16 protein-coding genes are annotated in these 14,866 nt (G+C 36.4%); 2 read left to right on the top strand and 14 right to left on the bottom strand.

The features are described 5' to 3' along the window. Positions 1–230 precede the first annotated feature (230 nt). The 3 genes from EXIGUO8A_RS11525 to surE all read right to left on the bottom strand — a co-directional run bounded on the left by EXIGUO8A_RS11525 (position 231) and on the right by surE (position 2,637). Complete coding sequence (locus tag EXIGUO8A_RS11525; RefSeq protein ID WP_407658229.1) at positions 231–935, bottom strand: putative signal transducing protein; 705 nt, start codon at positions 933–935, stop codon at positions 231–233. Positions 936–1,140: 205 nt separating this feature from the next. Continuing rightward, complete coding sequence (locus EXIGUO8A_RS11520) at positions 1,141–1,794, bottom strand: hypothetical protein (protein ID WP_159303234.1); 654 nt, start codon at positions 1,792–1,794, stop codon at positions 1,141–1,143. 108 nt (positions 1,795–1,902) lie between these two features. After that, positions 1,903–2,637, bottom strand: a complete 735-nt coding sequence (surE, locus tag EXIGUO8A_RS11515; RefSeq protein ID WP_159303233.1) for a 5'/3'-nucleotidase SurE — start codon at positions 2,635–2,637, stop codon at positions 1,903–1,905. 218 nt (positions 2,638–2,855) lie between these two features. On the opposite strand from surE, the gene EXIGUO8A_RS11510 reads away from it, so the two are divergent. Next, the gene (locus EXIGUO8A_RS11510; RefSeq protein WP_159303232.1) at positions 2,856–3,764 is read left to right on the top strand and encodes a diacylglycerol/lipid kinase family protein; all 909 of its coding nucleotides are present in this window, start codon (positions 2,856–2,858) and stop codon (positions 3,762–3,764) included. A gap of 155 nt (positions 3,765–3,919) precedes the next feature. Here the strand turns inward: EXIGUO8A_RS11510 and EXIGUO8A_RS11505 are convergent, their stop codons facing one another. From EXIGUO8A_RS11505 to aceB, 11 genes are all read right to left on the bottom strand, one after another. Further along, the gene (locus tag EXIGUO8A_RS11505) at positions 3,920–4,132 is read right to left on the bottom strand and encodes a dodecin family protein (protein ID WP_116770578.1); all 213 of its coding nucleotides are present in this window, start codon (positions 4,130–4,132) and stop codon (positions 3,920–3,922) included. A gap of 247 nt (positions 4,133–4,379) precedes the next feature. Then, positions 4,380–5,093, bottom strand: coding sequence for a haloacid dehalogenase type II (locus tag EXIGUO8A_RS11500; protein ID WP_159303231.1), 714 nt, complete (start codon positions 5,091–5,093; stop codon positions 4,380–4,382). 24 nt (positions 5,094–5,117) lie between these two features. Then, complete coding sequence (locus EXIGUO8A_RS11495) at positions 5,118–5,462, bottom strand: DoxX family protein (protein WP_159303230.1); 345 nt, start codon at positions 5,460–5,462, stop codon at positions 5,118–5,120. Positions 5,463–5,486: 24 nt separating this feature from the next. Then, positions 5,487–6,128, bottom strand: a complete 642-nt coding sequence (locus EXIGUO8A_RS11490; RefSeq protein WP_159303229.1) for a DsbA family oxidoreductase — start codon at positions 6,126–6,128, stop codon at positions 5,487–5,489. Between the two features lie 56 nt (positions 6,129–6,184). After that, a complete protein-coding gene (locus EXIGUO8A_RS11485; RefSeq protein WP_159303228.1) occupies positions 6,185–6,844 on the bottom strand; it encodes a hypothetical protein in 660 nt (219 codons plus the stop codon). Between the two features lie 74 nt (positions 6,845–6,918). After that, on the bottom strand, positions 6,919–7,233 hold the full coding sequence (locus tag EXIGUO8A_RS11480; RefSeq protein WP_159303227.1) for an EthD family reductase: 315 nt from the start codon (positions 7,231–7,233) through the stop codon (positions 6,919–6,921). A 67-nt stretch (positions 7,234–7,300) separates the two neighbouring features. Then, a complete protein-coding gene (gene gap / locus EXIGUO8A_RS11475; protein ID WP_159303226.1) occupies positions 7,301–8,296 on the bottom strand; it encodes a type I glyceraldehyde-3-phosphate dehydrogenase in 996 nt (331 codons plus the stop codon). A 208-nt stretch (positions 8,297–8,504) separates the two neighbouring features. Further along, positions 8,505–9,053 (bottom strand): carboxymuconolactone decarboxylase family protein, encoded by a 549-nt coding sequence (locus tag EXIGUO8A_RS11470; protein ID WP_159303225.1) that lies wholly within the window; start codon positions 9,051–9,053, stop codon positions 8,505–8,507. A gap of 75 nt (positions 9,054–9,128) precedes the next feature. Further along, positions 9,129–9,692 (bottom strand): TetR/AcrR family transcriptional regulator, encoded by a 564-nt coding sequence (locus EXIGUO8A_RS11465; RefSeq protein ID WP_133672216.1) that lies wholly within the window; start codon positions 9,690–9,692, stop codon positions 9,129–9,131. Positions 9,693–9,837: 145 nt separating this feature from the next. Then, complete coding sequence (locus EXIGUO8A_RS11460) at positions 9,838–11,469, bottom strand: isocitrate lyase (protein WP_159303224.1); 1,632 nt, start codon at positions 11,467–11,469, stop codon at positions 9,838–9,840. A 75-nt stretch (positions 11,470–11,544) separates the two neighbouring features. Then, positions 11,545–13,143: a malate synthase A gene (gene aceB, locus EXIGUO8A_RS11455; RefSeq protein ID WP_159303223.1), complete on the bottom strand. Its 1,599-nt coding sequence runs from the start codon at positions 13,141–13,143 to the stop codon at positions 11,545–11,547. 127 nt (positions 13,144–13,270) lie between these two features. On the opposite strand from aceB, the gene EXIGUO8A_RS11450 reads away from it, so the two are divergent. Continuing rightward, complete coding sequence (locus tag EXIGUO8A_RS11450; RefSeq protein WP_159303222.1) at positions 13,271–14,749, top strand: helix-turn-helix domain-containing protein; 1,479 nt, start codon at positions 13,271–13,273, stop codon at positions 14,747–14,749. The last annotated feature ends 117 nt before the right edge of the window (positions 14,750–14,866 follow it).

Raw genomic sequence — 14,866 nt, 5'->3', positions numbered from 1 at the left:
GATAATTGATTGCATGAATTACCGTTTAGGAAATCCAACACCACTAAATATCCGAGATAACATATGTTTTTATGGTTTAAAATTGGTTTGACAGTCAAAACAATAGCTTTTTTTTGATAGGAATGGAAAAGGAATTCCAATAAGAAGTATAGCTGTAGCAATGGATCCTCTAGATGGTTTTGGTTTTGAAACTTCCGTTGAGCCACAATTTGGGCATTTTAATTCTTTCATCAATAGTATCTGCTCATTAGATTTGAACAATAAATAGTTAATGAGTCAGAACTCATAATTAGTTCTTTTTGGTTAATCTCATATTCATATTTTCTTTCAAGAAGAAAGTCCAAAGTGTCAATTTCCGATATCTTTATAACATTATTTACTAGTTTCCATTTACCATTAATTCTAGGTGAATTAAAACCAGGAAAATTTATATGTCCAGTAGTTTCAAAGTTTATTTTCTCTAAACATGTACCAACCAGGCGTATTTGTATTTGGTCCGATAAGGTATATGGAATATATTCTTGGTTTTGATAGACTATATAATCCACACACCAATTTCTCTTGGTTAAGAGTTCTATATCAGTCGGACGATTTAAATATCGATAAACAAATAAAGTTGAGGCTAATACTATAGTAATGGTGACCAATGAAAAAAGTAAAAATTTGATTCTTTTTTGAAATATTGGGTTGTCGATTGTTTTTTCAATTTTACTTTGTTCAGGCTCTTTCTCTTTTTCCGCAAGTCCACTTTCCTCAAGAATTTTTCTAGCTCTTTCTAAATTAGATTCCTTTACTTGAAGTCGAACTCCACCAATTGCTTGTGAAAGAAAATTATGTGCCTGAACAATATTTTCGTCGAGGACTCTACAATCAATTCCTTCTGATTCTAGTTTGGACTTAACCACTGCCAGTTCTGTAGGGAACATGAAAGTCATTAAGGTTTTAAAATTTTCCAATATTTCTTAAATAAGTGCTACACAAATCTTTGCAATAGCTAATAAGTAAGAAAGATACTATAATCTTTGAAAACCAATAACCGTAGGAAATGTAAAAGTATTGAGCAGTTGAGTAGAAAAAACGGCACAAAAAAAAGCCGGTATGCAAAATACCGGCTTTCTATAATTATTTAAGAAGTATTCCCTATTCCGCTCCCAACTCGGTAATTTTTTTCTCGTAGAGCTTTTTACTTTCTACAACGGCAACGTTCAATTCTTGCATGATACCGTCTACACGACCTTCTATGCTTTTCATTTGATCGTTGATATTATCGAAAGAATTCAATGCCGCAGCTACTTCTAAAGCCTTTACGACCTCAACGGCATCGCCATGTAACAACCTAAGTTTATCAATTGCCTTAGAGGTGTTGGCTAAAGTGCCGTTATACTTTGTACGTGCCTTTTCAATAGCACCCAGCAAGGTTTTTTTACTTTTTTCGTCACTTAGACTATTGGTTTGGGTTTCCATAGCCGTAAATAGATTTGAAGCCTTTTCCTTAAGATCTTCATACTCTTTGGTAAGGTTTTTTACCCTGCGGTCTACTTTTTCCCAGTCGCCATACACTTTAGCGAATTCCTTATCTTCATTTTTAGTATCCTCTAAGGCACTCTTTAATGCGTTTAAGGATTCTAGCCCTTTATTGACATTTTTGTTAGCCGTTTCCTTTTTATTCTCAAAGGCATTGACCTGCGATTTAAATTTATCTTTTAAACGAATAAGGTCTTCTGGACTTTTATCTTTCCAACAAGAAGTCAATGATAATGCTACAAAGGCAATGAGTAGTGTTTTTTTAAACATATGTATACGCTTTAGTTAATGGTGGGGCAAATATACATAATCTGTTCCCTTTTATTTAATGGCATATACAACCCGTACCACAGCCACTTGCTCAAATTAGGGTAGTTACTACTCTTGTTCTTGACATTTTTGATTTAAAAATTTTTGATCGGTAAGATTCAATACCATTGGGGTTATACTTGTTTTACCTTGCTTTACGGCCCACCGATCAGATTCTTTTTCCTCGGGTTCTAGGGGAGTGACCGTAAACCAAAAATGTTCTCTACCCATTGGGTCTTTGTTCGCCAATATTTTACCGTCATATTGCCGAACAGATTGGCTTGTCCATAATATTTCACCATCTGGATGCTGAGGGAAATTGATATTCAACAATTTTAATTCATTTTCATGTACAACCTCATCCAATGCATTTTTAGTAAAGGGTTCCAACATTTTAAAATCTGGTTCATCTTTACCTATAGAAATACTCAAAGCAATACCCCGAACGCCAAAAAGTACAGCCTGCCTAGCCGCTGAAAGCGTACCTGAATGCCATGCGGAATTACCTAAATTTGCACCTATATTAATGCCGGAAAGTACAAGGTCTATACCTTCGAATAAATGCAGCCCAAGTGCCACACAATCTGCAGGGGTACCTGCTACCCTATACGCCTCTATACCTTCAAAATGGATTGGCGATTTTTTATACGTTATGGGTTTACCCGAAGTTATGGCCTGCCCCATAGAAGACTGTTCTATATCTGGCGCCATTACGATTACCTCCCCATATTGTGAAGCAACCTTTGCAAGACTAGAGAGTCCCGGACTATAAATACCATCATCATTTGTTACCAATATCTTCATATTCTAATATTTAAAATTTGTTAATTGGAATCTTTCAAAAACCTTCATTTCAATTTACCAAATAATATACTTTTTACATTTCACCAACCTGAATTGCATCAACATTTGCTTTAAATGAAGCAATAACTGAACTGAACAATACGGAAATTTCTATATAGGATAGCATCCTCTCTGCTAAAGAAAGGTTGTATATCACAGTTAATAATTAGACTTAAAAAATGAAAAAAACACAAATAGTTCATAACCCATCATCAGGAGATGGTAGTCATACCAGAGAGGAAGTAGTGGCCCAGGTTGAAAACAACGGTTTTAAGGCAGCATATGTATCTACAAAAGATGACGCCTCTTGGCAAAAATTTCATTTTGGGGAAATGGAAAATATATTTGTTGCCGGAGGAGATGGCACGGTCACTAAAATAATGGAAAAATTATTGAGCGAAATACCCGACCAAAAAGTATTGTTACATGTATTACCACACGGAACCGCTAACAATATTGCCAAAACGCTTCAAACAACAACCATCATTGAACAACATTCTATCAAAGACGATAAAAAGACTAAAAATTTTGATTGTGGAGTGATTGAGGGCGGACCCACAAAGTTTTTCTTTGAAAGTTTAGGGATCGGAGTTTTTCCGGAATTAATTACTCTAATGAAACAACTAAATACATCTGATAATCCTTCAAAGAAACTGAAACGATCGTTAGATGAACTGATCGGCATTCTACAGAATTTCGAAGCCATTGAAACCAGTATTGAGGTAGACGGATTAACATTGGAAGGTTCCTTTATTCTGATAGAGCTTATGAATATTAAATATTTAGGGCCCAACTTACATTTAGCGCCCAACGCCGATCCCGGTGACGGGTATTTTGAGCTTGTTCTAATAACGGAAGAAAAACGTGCTGAATTTTTACATTATCTAAAGGCACTATCAAATGGATCAAAATCAAAAAATAATATAGAAACATTTGCAAAAACCATACGAGTACAAGCATTGAAAATGAAGTGTATCAATAAAAAACTTCATATTGACGATACTGTGGTAGATAACTGTAGTAACGATACACTAGAGATTAAAATACGGCAAAACTGTCTACAATTTTCAAAAATCCCATTTGAATAATATTAAATCAAAAATATTTACGCGTTAGGTATAACGACAAAACCACTATCTTAATTCATCTATAAATAGCGATTTTGCAAAAGTTTTTTATAAAAAAAGAACTGCTTAACAGTTCCTTTTTCATTTCGTAAATCTACAGACTTATATTTCGATTTCTAACTATCTTGATTATCGACCGCAAAAGAGATTTTCGCATTTACCCCGTATGAGGTAATGGCATCATTTTCTACTTTAGCATTCATTTCTTTGATGTATATCGATTGAATATTCTTTACACTTTTTGAAGCTTCTTTAACGGCATTTGCGGCAGCGTCATCAAAACTGGTTGTTGATGTTGCCATAACTTCTATTACCTTAACAATTTTCATTTTATACTTAATTTTAATTCAACAATACGTCTAACTTGTTAGACTTTTACTTACATAAACTTAAGTAGACAAATCATTTAGGATCAACACAAAACCTTGAATATTTAGCACTATCCCTAAGCTAATGTACACTAGCCCATTGTTGACTTTTTGAAATACTTTTACGCAAAAAAATGCGATATAATGCTCACCCCTAAGATCAAGTTGAAATTCTGATTAATAGGTAGATTATCAGATTTAATACACACTACTTATACTCCATTAAAACCTTGGCTACCTGCAATACATCTGGTTCAAAAATTTCTGTTTGGGCCGCCAAAGGAAAAGGTTGTTGCCCAGGTCTGCTTACAAAGGCTGCACGCCAACCTGCCCATAGTGCACCTGCTACATCCCAACCATGGGCTGCAATAAGCATACACTCATGAAGCTCCACTCCCATTTTTTTAGCTCCCCATGCATAGGTTTCGGTAAAGGGCTTGAATTTTCCCGTTGGTTCAACGCTTAGCATTTCATCAAAATACTCGGTCAATCCGGCATTTTCAAATTGCTTTTTTAGACCGTCTTTAGATGAATTGGTGAATGCGACTAATTTGTATCCGGCAGTTTTTAATTGAGACAAAGCTTCTTTTACCTCTGGGTGTGCGGGTAAATTACCCATTGCTCCAGAAATAATCTCGCGTGCCCTATCTTCGGAAATAGAAATGTTATGGTTTGCCGCTACCATTTGTAACGCTGCGGCACCAATATGTCCAAATGGTTTATATTGGCCACTTGCAGATACCACTAAAGCATATTGTAGCATAGTTGTAAACCATAAGGATAGCAACTCTTCTCTACCACCAAGTGCCTTACCCACTTCTTCTTTGACCGAAGACAAATCTAAAAGGGTTTCATTGACATCAAAAAACAAAACCTTTGGTCTAATACCTTTAACAGATGGGTTGCTTTTTTCTAAATCCATATTATGTTGTTTTATAAAACTTCGTTACACCTTCTTACTAAATATATAAGAAACAATCAATGCAACCAAGGCTATGGCCGCTGCCATTTGTTCCCCATCCCCTACCATAATATGTGCAAAAAATGCTAATAGCACCGCAAAGAAAAACGCGGCATATGCCCATTCTTTGATCAAATGAAATTTAGGATTCCATATAGCGAACAACCCCAGTAATTTTGCGGTTGCGTATGGATAAATTAAATAAGTAGGGTAGCCCAAACTGGTAAAGGCCGTCTTTACATACTCATGATTAAAAAAGTACATACCAGCGGAAAACAGCATTACCAAAGTAAATATTCCCGTGGCAACGTAATAAATAATCTTGTTCATAGCTTTTCGTTTGTTTTTCGTCTACTACCCTACCAAATCAGTAAGCACCTGTTTAAACGTATCTACCGGTTGTGCACCGGTTACGGCACTTTTCATATTAAAAACAATGGTAGGCACGGAATTTACACCCATGTTTTTCCATTGTCCCTGTTTATTCCTCACCTCGTATCTGGCTTCTTCGTTATCTAATTTTGCCAATGCTTCATCGGCATTTAAACCAACATCCAACAAAGCTTGTTTTAGCACTGCTCTATCGGACACATCTTGCCTTTCATTAAAAAAGGAATTCATTAGTCGCAGTTTGAGCTGGGTCTGTTTACCAAAATCTTTGGCATACTCCAATAATACGTGAGCATCAAAAGTGTTTGCCATACGCATACCTTCAAAATAGTCGAACTTAAATCCAAGTTCTTCCCCAATTTCGGTCATGTTCTGTTGCGATGCTTGTTGTTGCTCTAAAGTAGAACCATACTTTTCGGCAATATGTTCAGTAAGGTCTTGCCCTTCTGGTGGCATGCCCGGGTTGAGCTCAAATGGCTGCCATTCAATCGATACCTTATCTTCAAAACCTAGCTCGGTAATTGCTTTTTCCAACCTTTTGTATCCTATAGCACACCATGGGCATACTACATCCGATACTATATCTATTCTTAATTTTTCACTCATAATTTCATTCTTAAAAGTCAACAAACGTACTACTTGTCTAAGTTAGTTGACCGTTACTATTTACTAATGGCAGTTGTATTCAAGTATTTTTCCTCCATTTGGCGATCTTTAAAACTTCTATCTTCGGATGTCATATTCAACACCATAGAATTTACTACCCTACTTTTACTAAAATCCTGCTTCACAATAACCGCCTTATGATATACGCCTAGCGTTTCTGCCGGAAGCGTAGCGTTGCTATTATTCATAATCACAATATGATATGCTTCCTTATCGAACGATTTTAATTTCGTTGTAAAGGGTACCAATAGAGATTCATCCTCTTTAAACACGGGAGTGAAATTGACTATATGCTCATGATCATTTGCTTTTGCAAAGGCATGATAGTCTGCAATGTGCAACTCACTTTCCACCTCGCTAGGTTCATAACCTAATAACAGAAAAGATTGATCGCCTGCATTATCTACATGAAAAGGAGTATTCACCTGCTGATCGAAACGCACCAACCAATGATAGCTCAACTTTTTAGAAAAATGGGTTTCACTCAAAAGGGACAGTTCCTTTTTCAGTGTTGTCATGATCGTTCTAAACTCTAACGGTGTATTATTCTTACCTAAATCAAAATGATGAAAACCAGGTTTATCGGTATCTGTTCTAAAAACAGCACTAAAACACTGTTGCGCCAATTTTTCAATAGATACATCTGTATTTTCCATATGCTTTTATTCAACCGATTATTAAAACCATTTACCAACCGCTAGGCAACTAATTGTTCTGATTAACAATTGGTTTAGAAAGATACCAGATCACTGATCTGAATTTCTCCTTGCACATTGCTATAGTTCTTTACATCATCTGCAAATGTAGCCGCATGCGGACCAAAAGCTGCTTGAAAAGAAGCAACGTCATCAAATTTTAAATGAGCAATGGCTACATAGGGTGCAGCTTCGCCTGGCGCTCTGCCACCAATACCAAGGTCCAATTCTAAATCTTTCAATGCACTGCCCACTAGTTTTTGAACCATGGGCAAATGTGTGTTTTTATAATAGTCCGTATTAAACTGAACGCCTTCGCTATTCGGATACATTACAGATACTTTAATCATGTTTTATATTTATATAGTTAAAAGAAAGTAGGTATTCCTGAAGACCAGAAATACCTACTGCTTTGTTTTATTTGATTTCTGCTAATATTTGACGGATCATTTGATTGGTGAAACCCCATTCGTTATCATACCAAGTCATCACTTTTAATAAATCGCCATCTACGACTCTGGTCATTCCTAAATCAACCGTAGAAGCATGCGGATTCTTTACTATATCGGAAGACACCAAAGGCTGATCTGTGATGTCCAAAATATTCTTATACCTGTCGGTAGCCGCTTCTTCCTTAAAGATTGCATTTATTTCTTCAGGAGTTACTTCGCGTTCGGTTACAAAAGTTAAATCTGACATCGATCCAACCGGAATTGGTACACGTAGGGCAACACCATCGAATTTACCTGCAAATTCAGGTAACGCTTTGGTAGTTGCTATAGCCGCCCCCGTTGATGTAGGTACAATATTGGCGGCACCGGCACGTCCCATTCTCATGTTCTTTTGTGATGGTGCATCTACAATACCTTGAGAAGCGGTATAGGCATGTACCGTTGTCATGATTGCTTTTTTAATACCAACTCTACGACCCAATACTTCTACTACCGGACTAATATTATTGGTGGTACAACTTGCACAAGAGAAAATATTGGTTTCCCCGGCATCGGTATTAACACCGTGTACTACTGTTGGTATATCTTCACTTTTTGTAGGAGCGGAAATTATAACCGATTTGGCTCCCGCTTTAATATGTTTTTTGGCATCCTCACTCTTGGTAAAGAAACCGGTACTTTCAATTACGACATCAATTTCATGTGATGCCCAAGGTAAATCTTCAGGATTGCGTTGCGAGTTGTATTCAATTTTTTTACCATCTACGATCAAGTTGTTCCCATCATGAGAAACCTCTTTTTCATATATACCATATACAGAATCATACTTTAGTAAATAAGCAATATTTTCTATGGATACAATATCGTTTACCGCTACCAATTCTAATTCTGGCGTATCTAAAATCACCTTTAAAGAGGCTCTTCCTATACGTCCCATTCCGTTAATTGCTACTTTTTTCATTTTCTCGTTTTTTTTAAGTGTTACAGATTAAGATTTCTTAATAGCATAACTAAGAAATCGATATATAGACTACCCTAACTTACTTATTACTTTACTACAAGACGATTCTATTATATTAGGGTTTTGTTAATTAATAAACCTTCTGCCCATAAGCAGAAGGTTTACAACAATCAACCCATGGTTTCTTAGGGGGAATTACGAAACCAATTTATTTAGACCATTCAAATTTTTTGAAAGCATCGTCTACCGGCGTGTTTGCAATGTGGTTAGTATAATTACTAATTGTTTTTTGCGCCAAGCCTAAAATAATTTCCAATACTTGTTGTTCACCGTAACCTACAGCGTAAAAAGCATCTAAATCTTCTTGCGTTACGTTACCTCTGTTACGAACAACACTTAATGTGAACGTACGTAAAGCCTCTAATTTTTCATCTGCCAAAGGAGTTTCATTACGTAAAGCTTCAGTAATAGCTTCATCTACCTTCATCATATTTGCAATACCGGTATGTGCAGGTACACAATAGTGACATGCATGCTCAACATTGATCGTTTGCCATACCACGGTTAACTCATCGTTATTGAACGAAGTTTCAGTAAATAATTGATGTAATACTTGGTAACCTTCCAAGGCTTTTGGTGCTGATGCAAGTACCCCATGAAGACCTGGTACCATGCCAAATGCTTTTAGAGAGTTTTCCAATAATGGCTTGCTACCTTCTGGTGAAGATTCAATGTCGTGTACTTTTAAAGTTGTCATAATGTTTCTGATTTTAATAATTATTATATTTATGTTAAATCTAAGCAAACGCTTAGTTATAGATTAAAAAAAATGCTACAAGTGTAAGAACGTCATTCTAATAATATCTTTAAGCGTTGCTTCATTGAACACTTTAGATGAAATGGACAGTCCTAAAAGAGCGTTCATTAAATAGTCGGCTTGTGCTTCTATTTCTTTTACATCCCTTTCGTCGTCTTGTTTAAGATTCCTTACAAACAATTCTCTAATATTTAAAGAAAAGCGTTTTAATGCCGCCATAATAATGGGGTTGGAATCTTCTTTTATTTCGTTTACCGTATTGGTAACCAGGCAACCCTTAAAAATTGCACCTTCTCTTGAGAAGTCTAAAAAATCATAAAAATAATTTTTGATTCCCTCTACTCCGTTATTGGAATTTTCCAAGGTATTGGTGATGGATTTAATTTGAGCATTATAAAGTTTAATACTCTCTAAGAATACACCTTCCTTATTTTTAAAACTGGCATATATTGAGAACTGGTTGATACCCATTTCCTTTTCCAACATACGAACAGAGGTACTCTCATAGCCATTACGCCAAAACAAGCGCATTGCCTTTTCTATGACCTCAGCTTCGTTATATTGTTTTTTTCTTGCCATTGATTCTAATTCCAATACAAAACTAAGCAAGTGCTTTGATATAAAAAAGTTTTTAACCAAGATTTAGCAAATACGAATGTAAAGCATAAAAAAATGAGCCAACCCAGAGGCTGACCCATTTTAGGAAAGTAAGCAAAACAGTTTTTTAGGTCAACACCTCTACTTCTTTTTCAATTTTCTTTGTGTTGGATACCGCGTCAAATTGGTTTGACGTATTCTTGGCTCCACCTGCTTTTAATGCCTTATCACCAGCAAAAAACGATTTATGATCATCTCCAAGATCAGACCCCGCCATTCTCTGGTGTTTTACACAAGCCACACCTTTACGTATTTCTTGTCTTTGAACACCTTTTACATACGCCAGCATACTTTCTTCACCAAAATAACCTTCAGTAAGATCACTCATATGCAATGCAGTAGTATGATATGTAGGTAATGTAATTAGGTGGTGAAAAATACCGGCGTCCCTAGCACCATCAACTTGAAAACTTCTAATTTTCATATCAGCTCGGTACGACAATTCTGAGGTATCATACGCTTCTGACATTAAATTATTTCTATCGTATTCCGTCATATTTTCACCTTCGGCAAGCATTTCATCATAAGCCTGACCACGGAAATTTAAGGTCCAGTTAAACGAAGGCGAATTATTATATACCAATTTCGCATTAGGCACCACGGCTCTAATTCTATTTACCATATGTGCAATTTGCTTCACATTTGGCGTTGGTGTTTCTATCCAAAGTAAATCAGCACCATTTTGCAAGCTGGTAATACAATCTAACACTACCCTATCTATATTGGTACCATTTCTAAATTTATACAATCCGTTTGGCAAACGAATTGGGCGCACCAATTTACCGTCTCTTTTTAAAAGAACATCATCTTCGCGTGCATCGGTAATATCAATTTCTTCAGCTTCAACAAAGGCAAGATACTGCGACGCCAAATCGCCAGGTTCTTGACTTACAGGTAATTTTTGGGTAAGTCCGGCTCCTTCAGAATCGGTTCTTGCAACAATCACCCCATCGTCAATTCCCAACTCAATAAACGCATATCGTACTGCATTTAGCTTGGCTATGAAATCTTCATGAGGTACGGTTACCTTACCGTCTTGGTGGCCACATTGTTTGGCATCTGAAACCTGATTTTCTATCTGAATGGCACATGCACCCGCTTGGATCATTTTCTTAGCCAATAAATAAGTTGCCTCTTCATTACCAAAACCGGCATCTATATCTGCAATAATCGGTACAATATGGGTTTCATAGTTATCGATTTCATCTTGTACATCTTCCCCTTCCTCCAATCTTCTGAACAGATCGTTCAATGCAATAGCATCTGCCTGACGCAAAAAGTCATAGATTTCTTCAATTAAACTAGGCACGGCAGTTTTTTCATGCATAGACTGATCAGGTAAGGGTCCAAATTCTGATCGTAAAGCAGCCACCATCCACCCAGAAAGGTATAAGTATTTTTTATTAGTGGTTTTGTGGTGTTTTTTTACGGCAATCATTTTTTGCTGTGCCACAAATCCGTGCCAGCAACCCAAAGATTGTGTGTATTTCGACGAATCTGCATCATACTCCGCCATATCTTTTCTCATGATGCCCGCAGTATATCTGGCAATGTCCAAGCCAGTTTTAAATCTGTTCTGTGCGACCATTCTTGCAGCATTCTCGGGGTTGATATCGTTCCAAGTTGAACCATACTTTTGCTTTAAGTTTCTTACGGTCTCCAATGCCGAACTGTACTTGCTTTGTTCTAAATTTTTCATAATTTTGAAATACGTTATTTATTATTGATAATGAGATCCTGCACATTGTTGCCGCAATGGCAGGATCGTTTTTATTTATATGAACTTATAGGCGGGTAAGGTTAAAAATTCCTCGAAATCATCTGTCACCACCAATTTATCGAACAGTTGTATTGCCAATTCAAACTTGCTGTTCTTCAGGTTTTCTTCTCCCACTTCGGTAATCAGTTTTTCCACCTCGTTATCGAAAATTTCCATGTATAGTTCATTGGTCAACTTACGCCCATCGGCTAAAATGACTTCATTTTGTAGCCATTGCCATACTTGGGTTCTAGATATTTCTGCCGTAGCGGCATCTTCCATTAAATTATATAATGCCACCGCACCATGTCCTCTTAACCAAGCTTCGGTATACAGAATACCTACATTGATATTTTTTCTAATTCCAGCTTCCGTAATAGTTCCTCTAGGTATTTCCACTAAATCTCCTTCCGTAACATTTACATCTTCACGCAATACATGCATCTGGTTAGTTGTTGGCATATGTTTATTAAATTCGGCCATAGCAACTTCTACCAAAGCTGGGTGAGCCACCCAAGTACCATCATGACCGTTTTGAACTTCGCGTTCTTTATCTTTTCTTACTTTCTCCAACGCTTCGGCATTAGCCTTCTCATCGTTCTTTATCGGAATTTGAGCCGCCATACCACCAATAGCAAGTATGCCACGTTTATGACACCTTTGAACCACCAATTTTGCATAGGCATCCATAAAGGGTGTGGTCATAGTTACCTGATCTCTATTAGGCACTATAAAACCAGCATGATTTCTGAATTTCTTGATGTAAGAGAAAATATAATCCCAACGGCCACAGTTTAACCCAACGATATGGTCTTTTAGTTCGAAAATAATTTCATCCAATTGAAAACTAGCGGTAATGGTTTCTACCAAAACGGTTGCTTTAAAAGTACCGGTGGGCACACTCAAATACTCTTGGGCGAATTCAAAAACTTCGTTCCACCAACGCGCTTCTGTATAATGCTCTATTTTTGGCAGATAGAAATATGGTGCAGTTCCATTCTCCATCATTGTTTTGGTATTATGAAAAACGTAAAGTCCAAAATCTACCAAACTACCTGATGCCTCCTCATCATTGATCAACAAGTGCCTTTCGTTTAGATGCAAACCTCTAGGTCTTACCAACAACACCGCAGTGTTTTCATTCAATTCATAAGATTTACCACGCTTGGTATCCGTTAGACTAATAGTCTTTGTATTGGCGTCCATCAAATTTTGCTGTCCTTCAATACTATTTTTCCAACTTGGCGAATTACTATCCTCCAAATCTGCCATGAACGTTTTGGCACCGGAATTCAAAGCATTGATAATCATTTTACGATCTACCGGTCCGGTAATTTCTACCCTTCTATCTTGCAAATCCTCAGGAATACTTCCTGCGGTCCATACACCTTCACGAATAGATTTAGTTTCTTTTGGAAATTGTGGATACCGACCACTATCAAAGACTTCTTGCTGGACTACACGGTTTTTAAGTAGACGTAATCGTTTGTCGTTAAAATTCTCATGCAACGCTGTAAGAAACTCTAAAGCACTGTCTGTTAGAATCTCAGGATAGTAATGATCTACCTGATTTGCGTACTGAATTTTCGGATGTTTTAAAATCGTGTTTTCCATTGTAAAAAGTTTTTGTTGACACAATGATAGACCAAAATCTTTTACAAAACAAGCGAACGTTCGCTAAATTGATAAAATTCACTTTTTTTACGGTGTACGCAAAATGTAGTATCTTTAAAATCTCATTATGGAACAAGAATACATTAAACTCATCTTTGGCTTAAAACTGAAGCAAATTCGAACCGATAAGAATTTATCCTTATTTGGGTTGTCTAAAATTTGCGGACTTTCAAAATCTTATTTGAACGAGATTGAAAAAGGAAAAAAATATCCGAAGCCAGATAAAATAATTCTACTTGCCGAAAAATTAGATGTACCATATGATCAAATGGTCTCTTTAAAGCTAGACAAGAATTTAGCCCCAATTGGCGATCTACTTCGCTCCAAGATATTAAAGGAGATTCCGCTAGAGCTTTTCGGAATAAAGGAAAGTGACCTTATCGACATTGTAGCAACGGCACCTGCAAAAGTCAATGCATTTATTAGTACCATAATTGAAATAGCCCAGCATTATAGCTTTAGCAGGGAGAGTTTTTTCTTGGCGTCGTTACGATCCTACCAAGAAGCCAACAACAACTACTTTGACGATCTAGAGCAACAAGTATTAAAATTTGCCAAAGCCTATCATTTAGACCTATCAAAAACGCTCACTTCAAAAGATTTAGAGGAAATACTTATTGAAGAATACGGCTATTCTATAAACAATGGTGAATTAGAGAAATATGAGGCGTTGGAAAACTTACGCTCATTATTTGTACCCGAAACAAAAACACTATTGCTCTCTGCCGATATTAACGAGCCGCAACGAGCATTCATATACGCAAAAGAAATAGGTTATAATTTTTTGACCTATACAGATAGGTTATACTCTTTTCCCTGGATAAAATTTGAAAATTTTGATCAGGTCTTGAATAATTTCTACGCATCTTATTTTGCAGGTGCACTAGTTATACCTAAAACTCAATTGGTTCCTCAGCTTGAAGAAGTATTTAAAACAGACCATTTTGACACTAAAAAGTTCTTAAGCCTTATTAATAGTTTTAATGCATCACCAGAATCTGTTTATCAACGACTAACAAATATATTACCGAATTCATTCAACATTCAAAACCTATTTTTCTTACGTTTTACACACAGATTAGGCAGCAAAAAATACCATTTAAAAAAAGAATTGCACCTTTCGCACCAACACTCCCCCAGAGCCAACGAAACCAATGAACATTATTGTCGACGTTGGGTTTCTTTAAAAGTGCTGAATGATATTAAAATAAGCCAAAAAGATCATGAATTCGATATACAAATATCTGAATATGATGGTGAGGACAATAGCTATATCGTTTTATCATCTGCCACAAAAGATCCTTTTAAAGACAATCAATTTAGAAGTATAAGTATTGGCTTATTGATGAACAAACAGCTTTCTAAAAAGGTAAAGTTTTTAGAAGATACCAAAATCAAAACCCAACAAGTGGGAGTTACCTGCGAGCGTTGTGCCATTAAAAACTGTAAGGAACGACAAAACTCACCCATTATTCTTGACCGGATTGCAAAAAACAAAAAGGTAGAATCTATTGTACAAGAGTTGCATTTCAAGTTTAAATCTTAAACTAAGCTTTTAATGTTTTACACTAAAAACACACTACATCATCGCTTTTAATTATTATGAGTTATCTCTGCAAACAACTGTTTGCAACCACCATCTAACACTGCCATAAATCTCAAG

This window comes from Maribacter litoralis (assembly GCF_902506355.1).
Taxonomy (GTDB): Bacteria; Bacteroidota; Bacteroidia; order Flavobacteriales; family Flavobacteriaceae; genus Maribacter; species Maribacter litoralis.
This window is presented reverse-complemented; position numbering and strand designations above follow the sequence as displayed.

Bases quoted from the DNA above. Each gene is read 5' to 3' on its own strand.
- EXIGUO8A_RS11495 (WP_159303230.1), bottom strand. From the start codon at position 5,462: ATGAACAAGATTATTTATTACGTTGCCACGGGAATATTTACTTTGGTA.
- EXIGUO8A_RS11460 (WP_159303224.1), bottom strand. From the start codon at position 11,469: ATGAAAAATTTAGAACAAAGCAAGTACAGTTCGGCATTGGAGACCGTA.
- EXIGUO8A_RS11500 (WP_159303231.1), bottom strand. From the start codon at position 5,093: ATGGATTTAGAAAAAAGCAACCCATCTGTTAAAGGTATTAGACCAAAG.
- EXIGUO8A_RS11480 (WP_159303227.1), bottom strand. From the start codon at position 7,233: ATGATTAAAGTATCTGTAATGTATCCGAATAGCGAAGGCGTTCAGTTT.
- EXIGUO8A_RS11470 (WP_159303225.1), bottom strand. From the start codon at position 9,053: ATGACAACTTTAAAAGTACACGACATTGAATCTTCACCAGAAGGTAGC.
- EXIGUO8A_RS11485 (WP_159303228.1), bottom strand. From the start codon at position 6,844: ATGGAAAATACAGATGTATCTATTGAAAAATTGGCGCAACAGTGTTTT.
- EXIGUO8A_RS11465 (WP_133672216.1), bottom strand. From the start codon at position 9,692: ATGGCAAGAAAAAAACAATATAACGAAGCTGAGGTCATAGAAAAGGCA.
- EXIGUO8A_RS11505 (WP_116770578.1), bottom strand. From the start codon at position 4,132: ATGAAAATTGTTAAGGTAATAGAAGTTATGGCAACATCAACAACCAGT.
- EXIGUO8A_RS11520 (WP_159303234.1), bottom strand. From the start codon at position 1,794: ATGTTTAAAAAAACACTACTCATTGCCTTTGTAGCATTATCATTGACT.
- EXIGUO8A_RS11525 (WP_407658229.1), bottom strand. From the start codon at position 935: ATGACTTTCATGTTCCCTACAGAACTGGCAGTGGTTAAGTCCAAACTA.
- EXIGUO8A_RS11490 (WP_159303229.1), bottom strand. From the start codon at position 6,128: ATGAGTGAAAAATTAAGAATAGATATAGTATCGGATGTAGTATGCCCA.
- EXIGUO8A_RS11510 (WP_159303232.1), top strand. From the start codon at position 2,856: ATGAAAAAAACACAAATAGTTCATAACCCATCATCAGGAGATGGTAGT.
- EXIGUO8A_RS11450 (WP_159303222.1), top strand. From the start codon at position 13,271: ATGGAACAAGAATACATTAAACTCATCTTTGGCTTAAAACTGAAGCAA.
- surE (WP_159303233.1), bottom strand. From the start codon at position 2,637: ATGAAGATATTGGTAACAAATGATGATGGTATTTATAGTCCGGGACTC.
- aceB (WP_159303223.1), bottom strand. From the start codon at position 13,143: ATGGAAAACACGATTTTAAAACATCCGAAAATTCAGTACGCAAATCAG.
- gap (WP_159303226.1), bottom strand. From the start codon at position 8,296: ATGAAAAAAGTAGCAATTAACGGAATGGGACGTATAGGAAGAGCCTCT.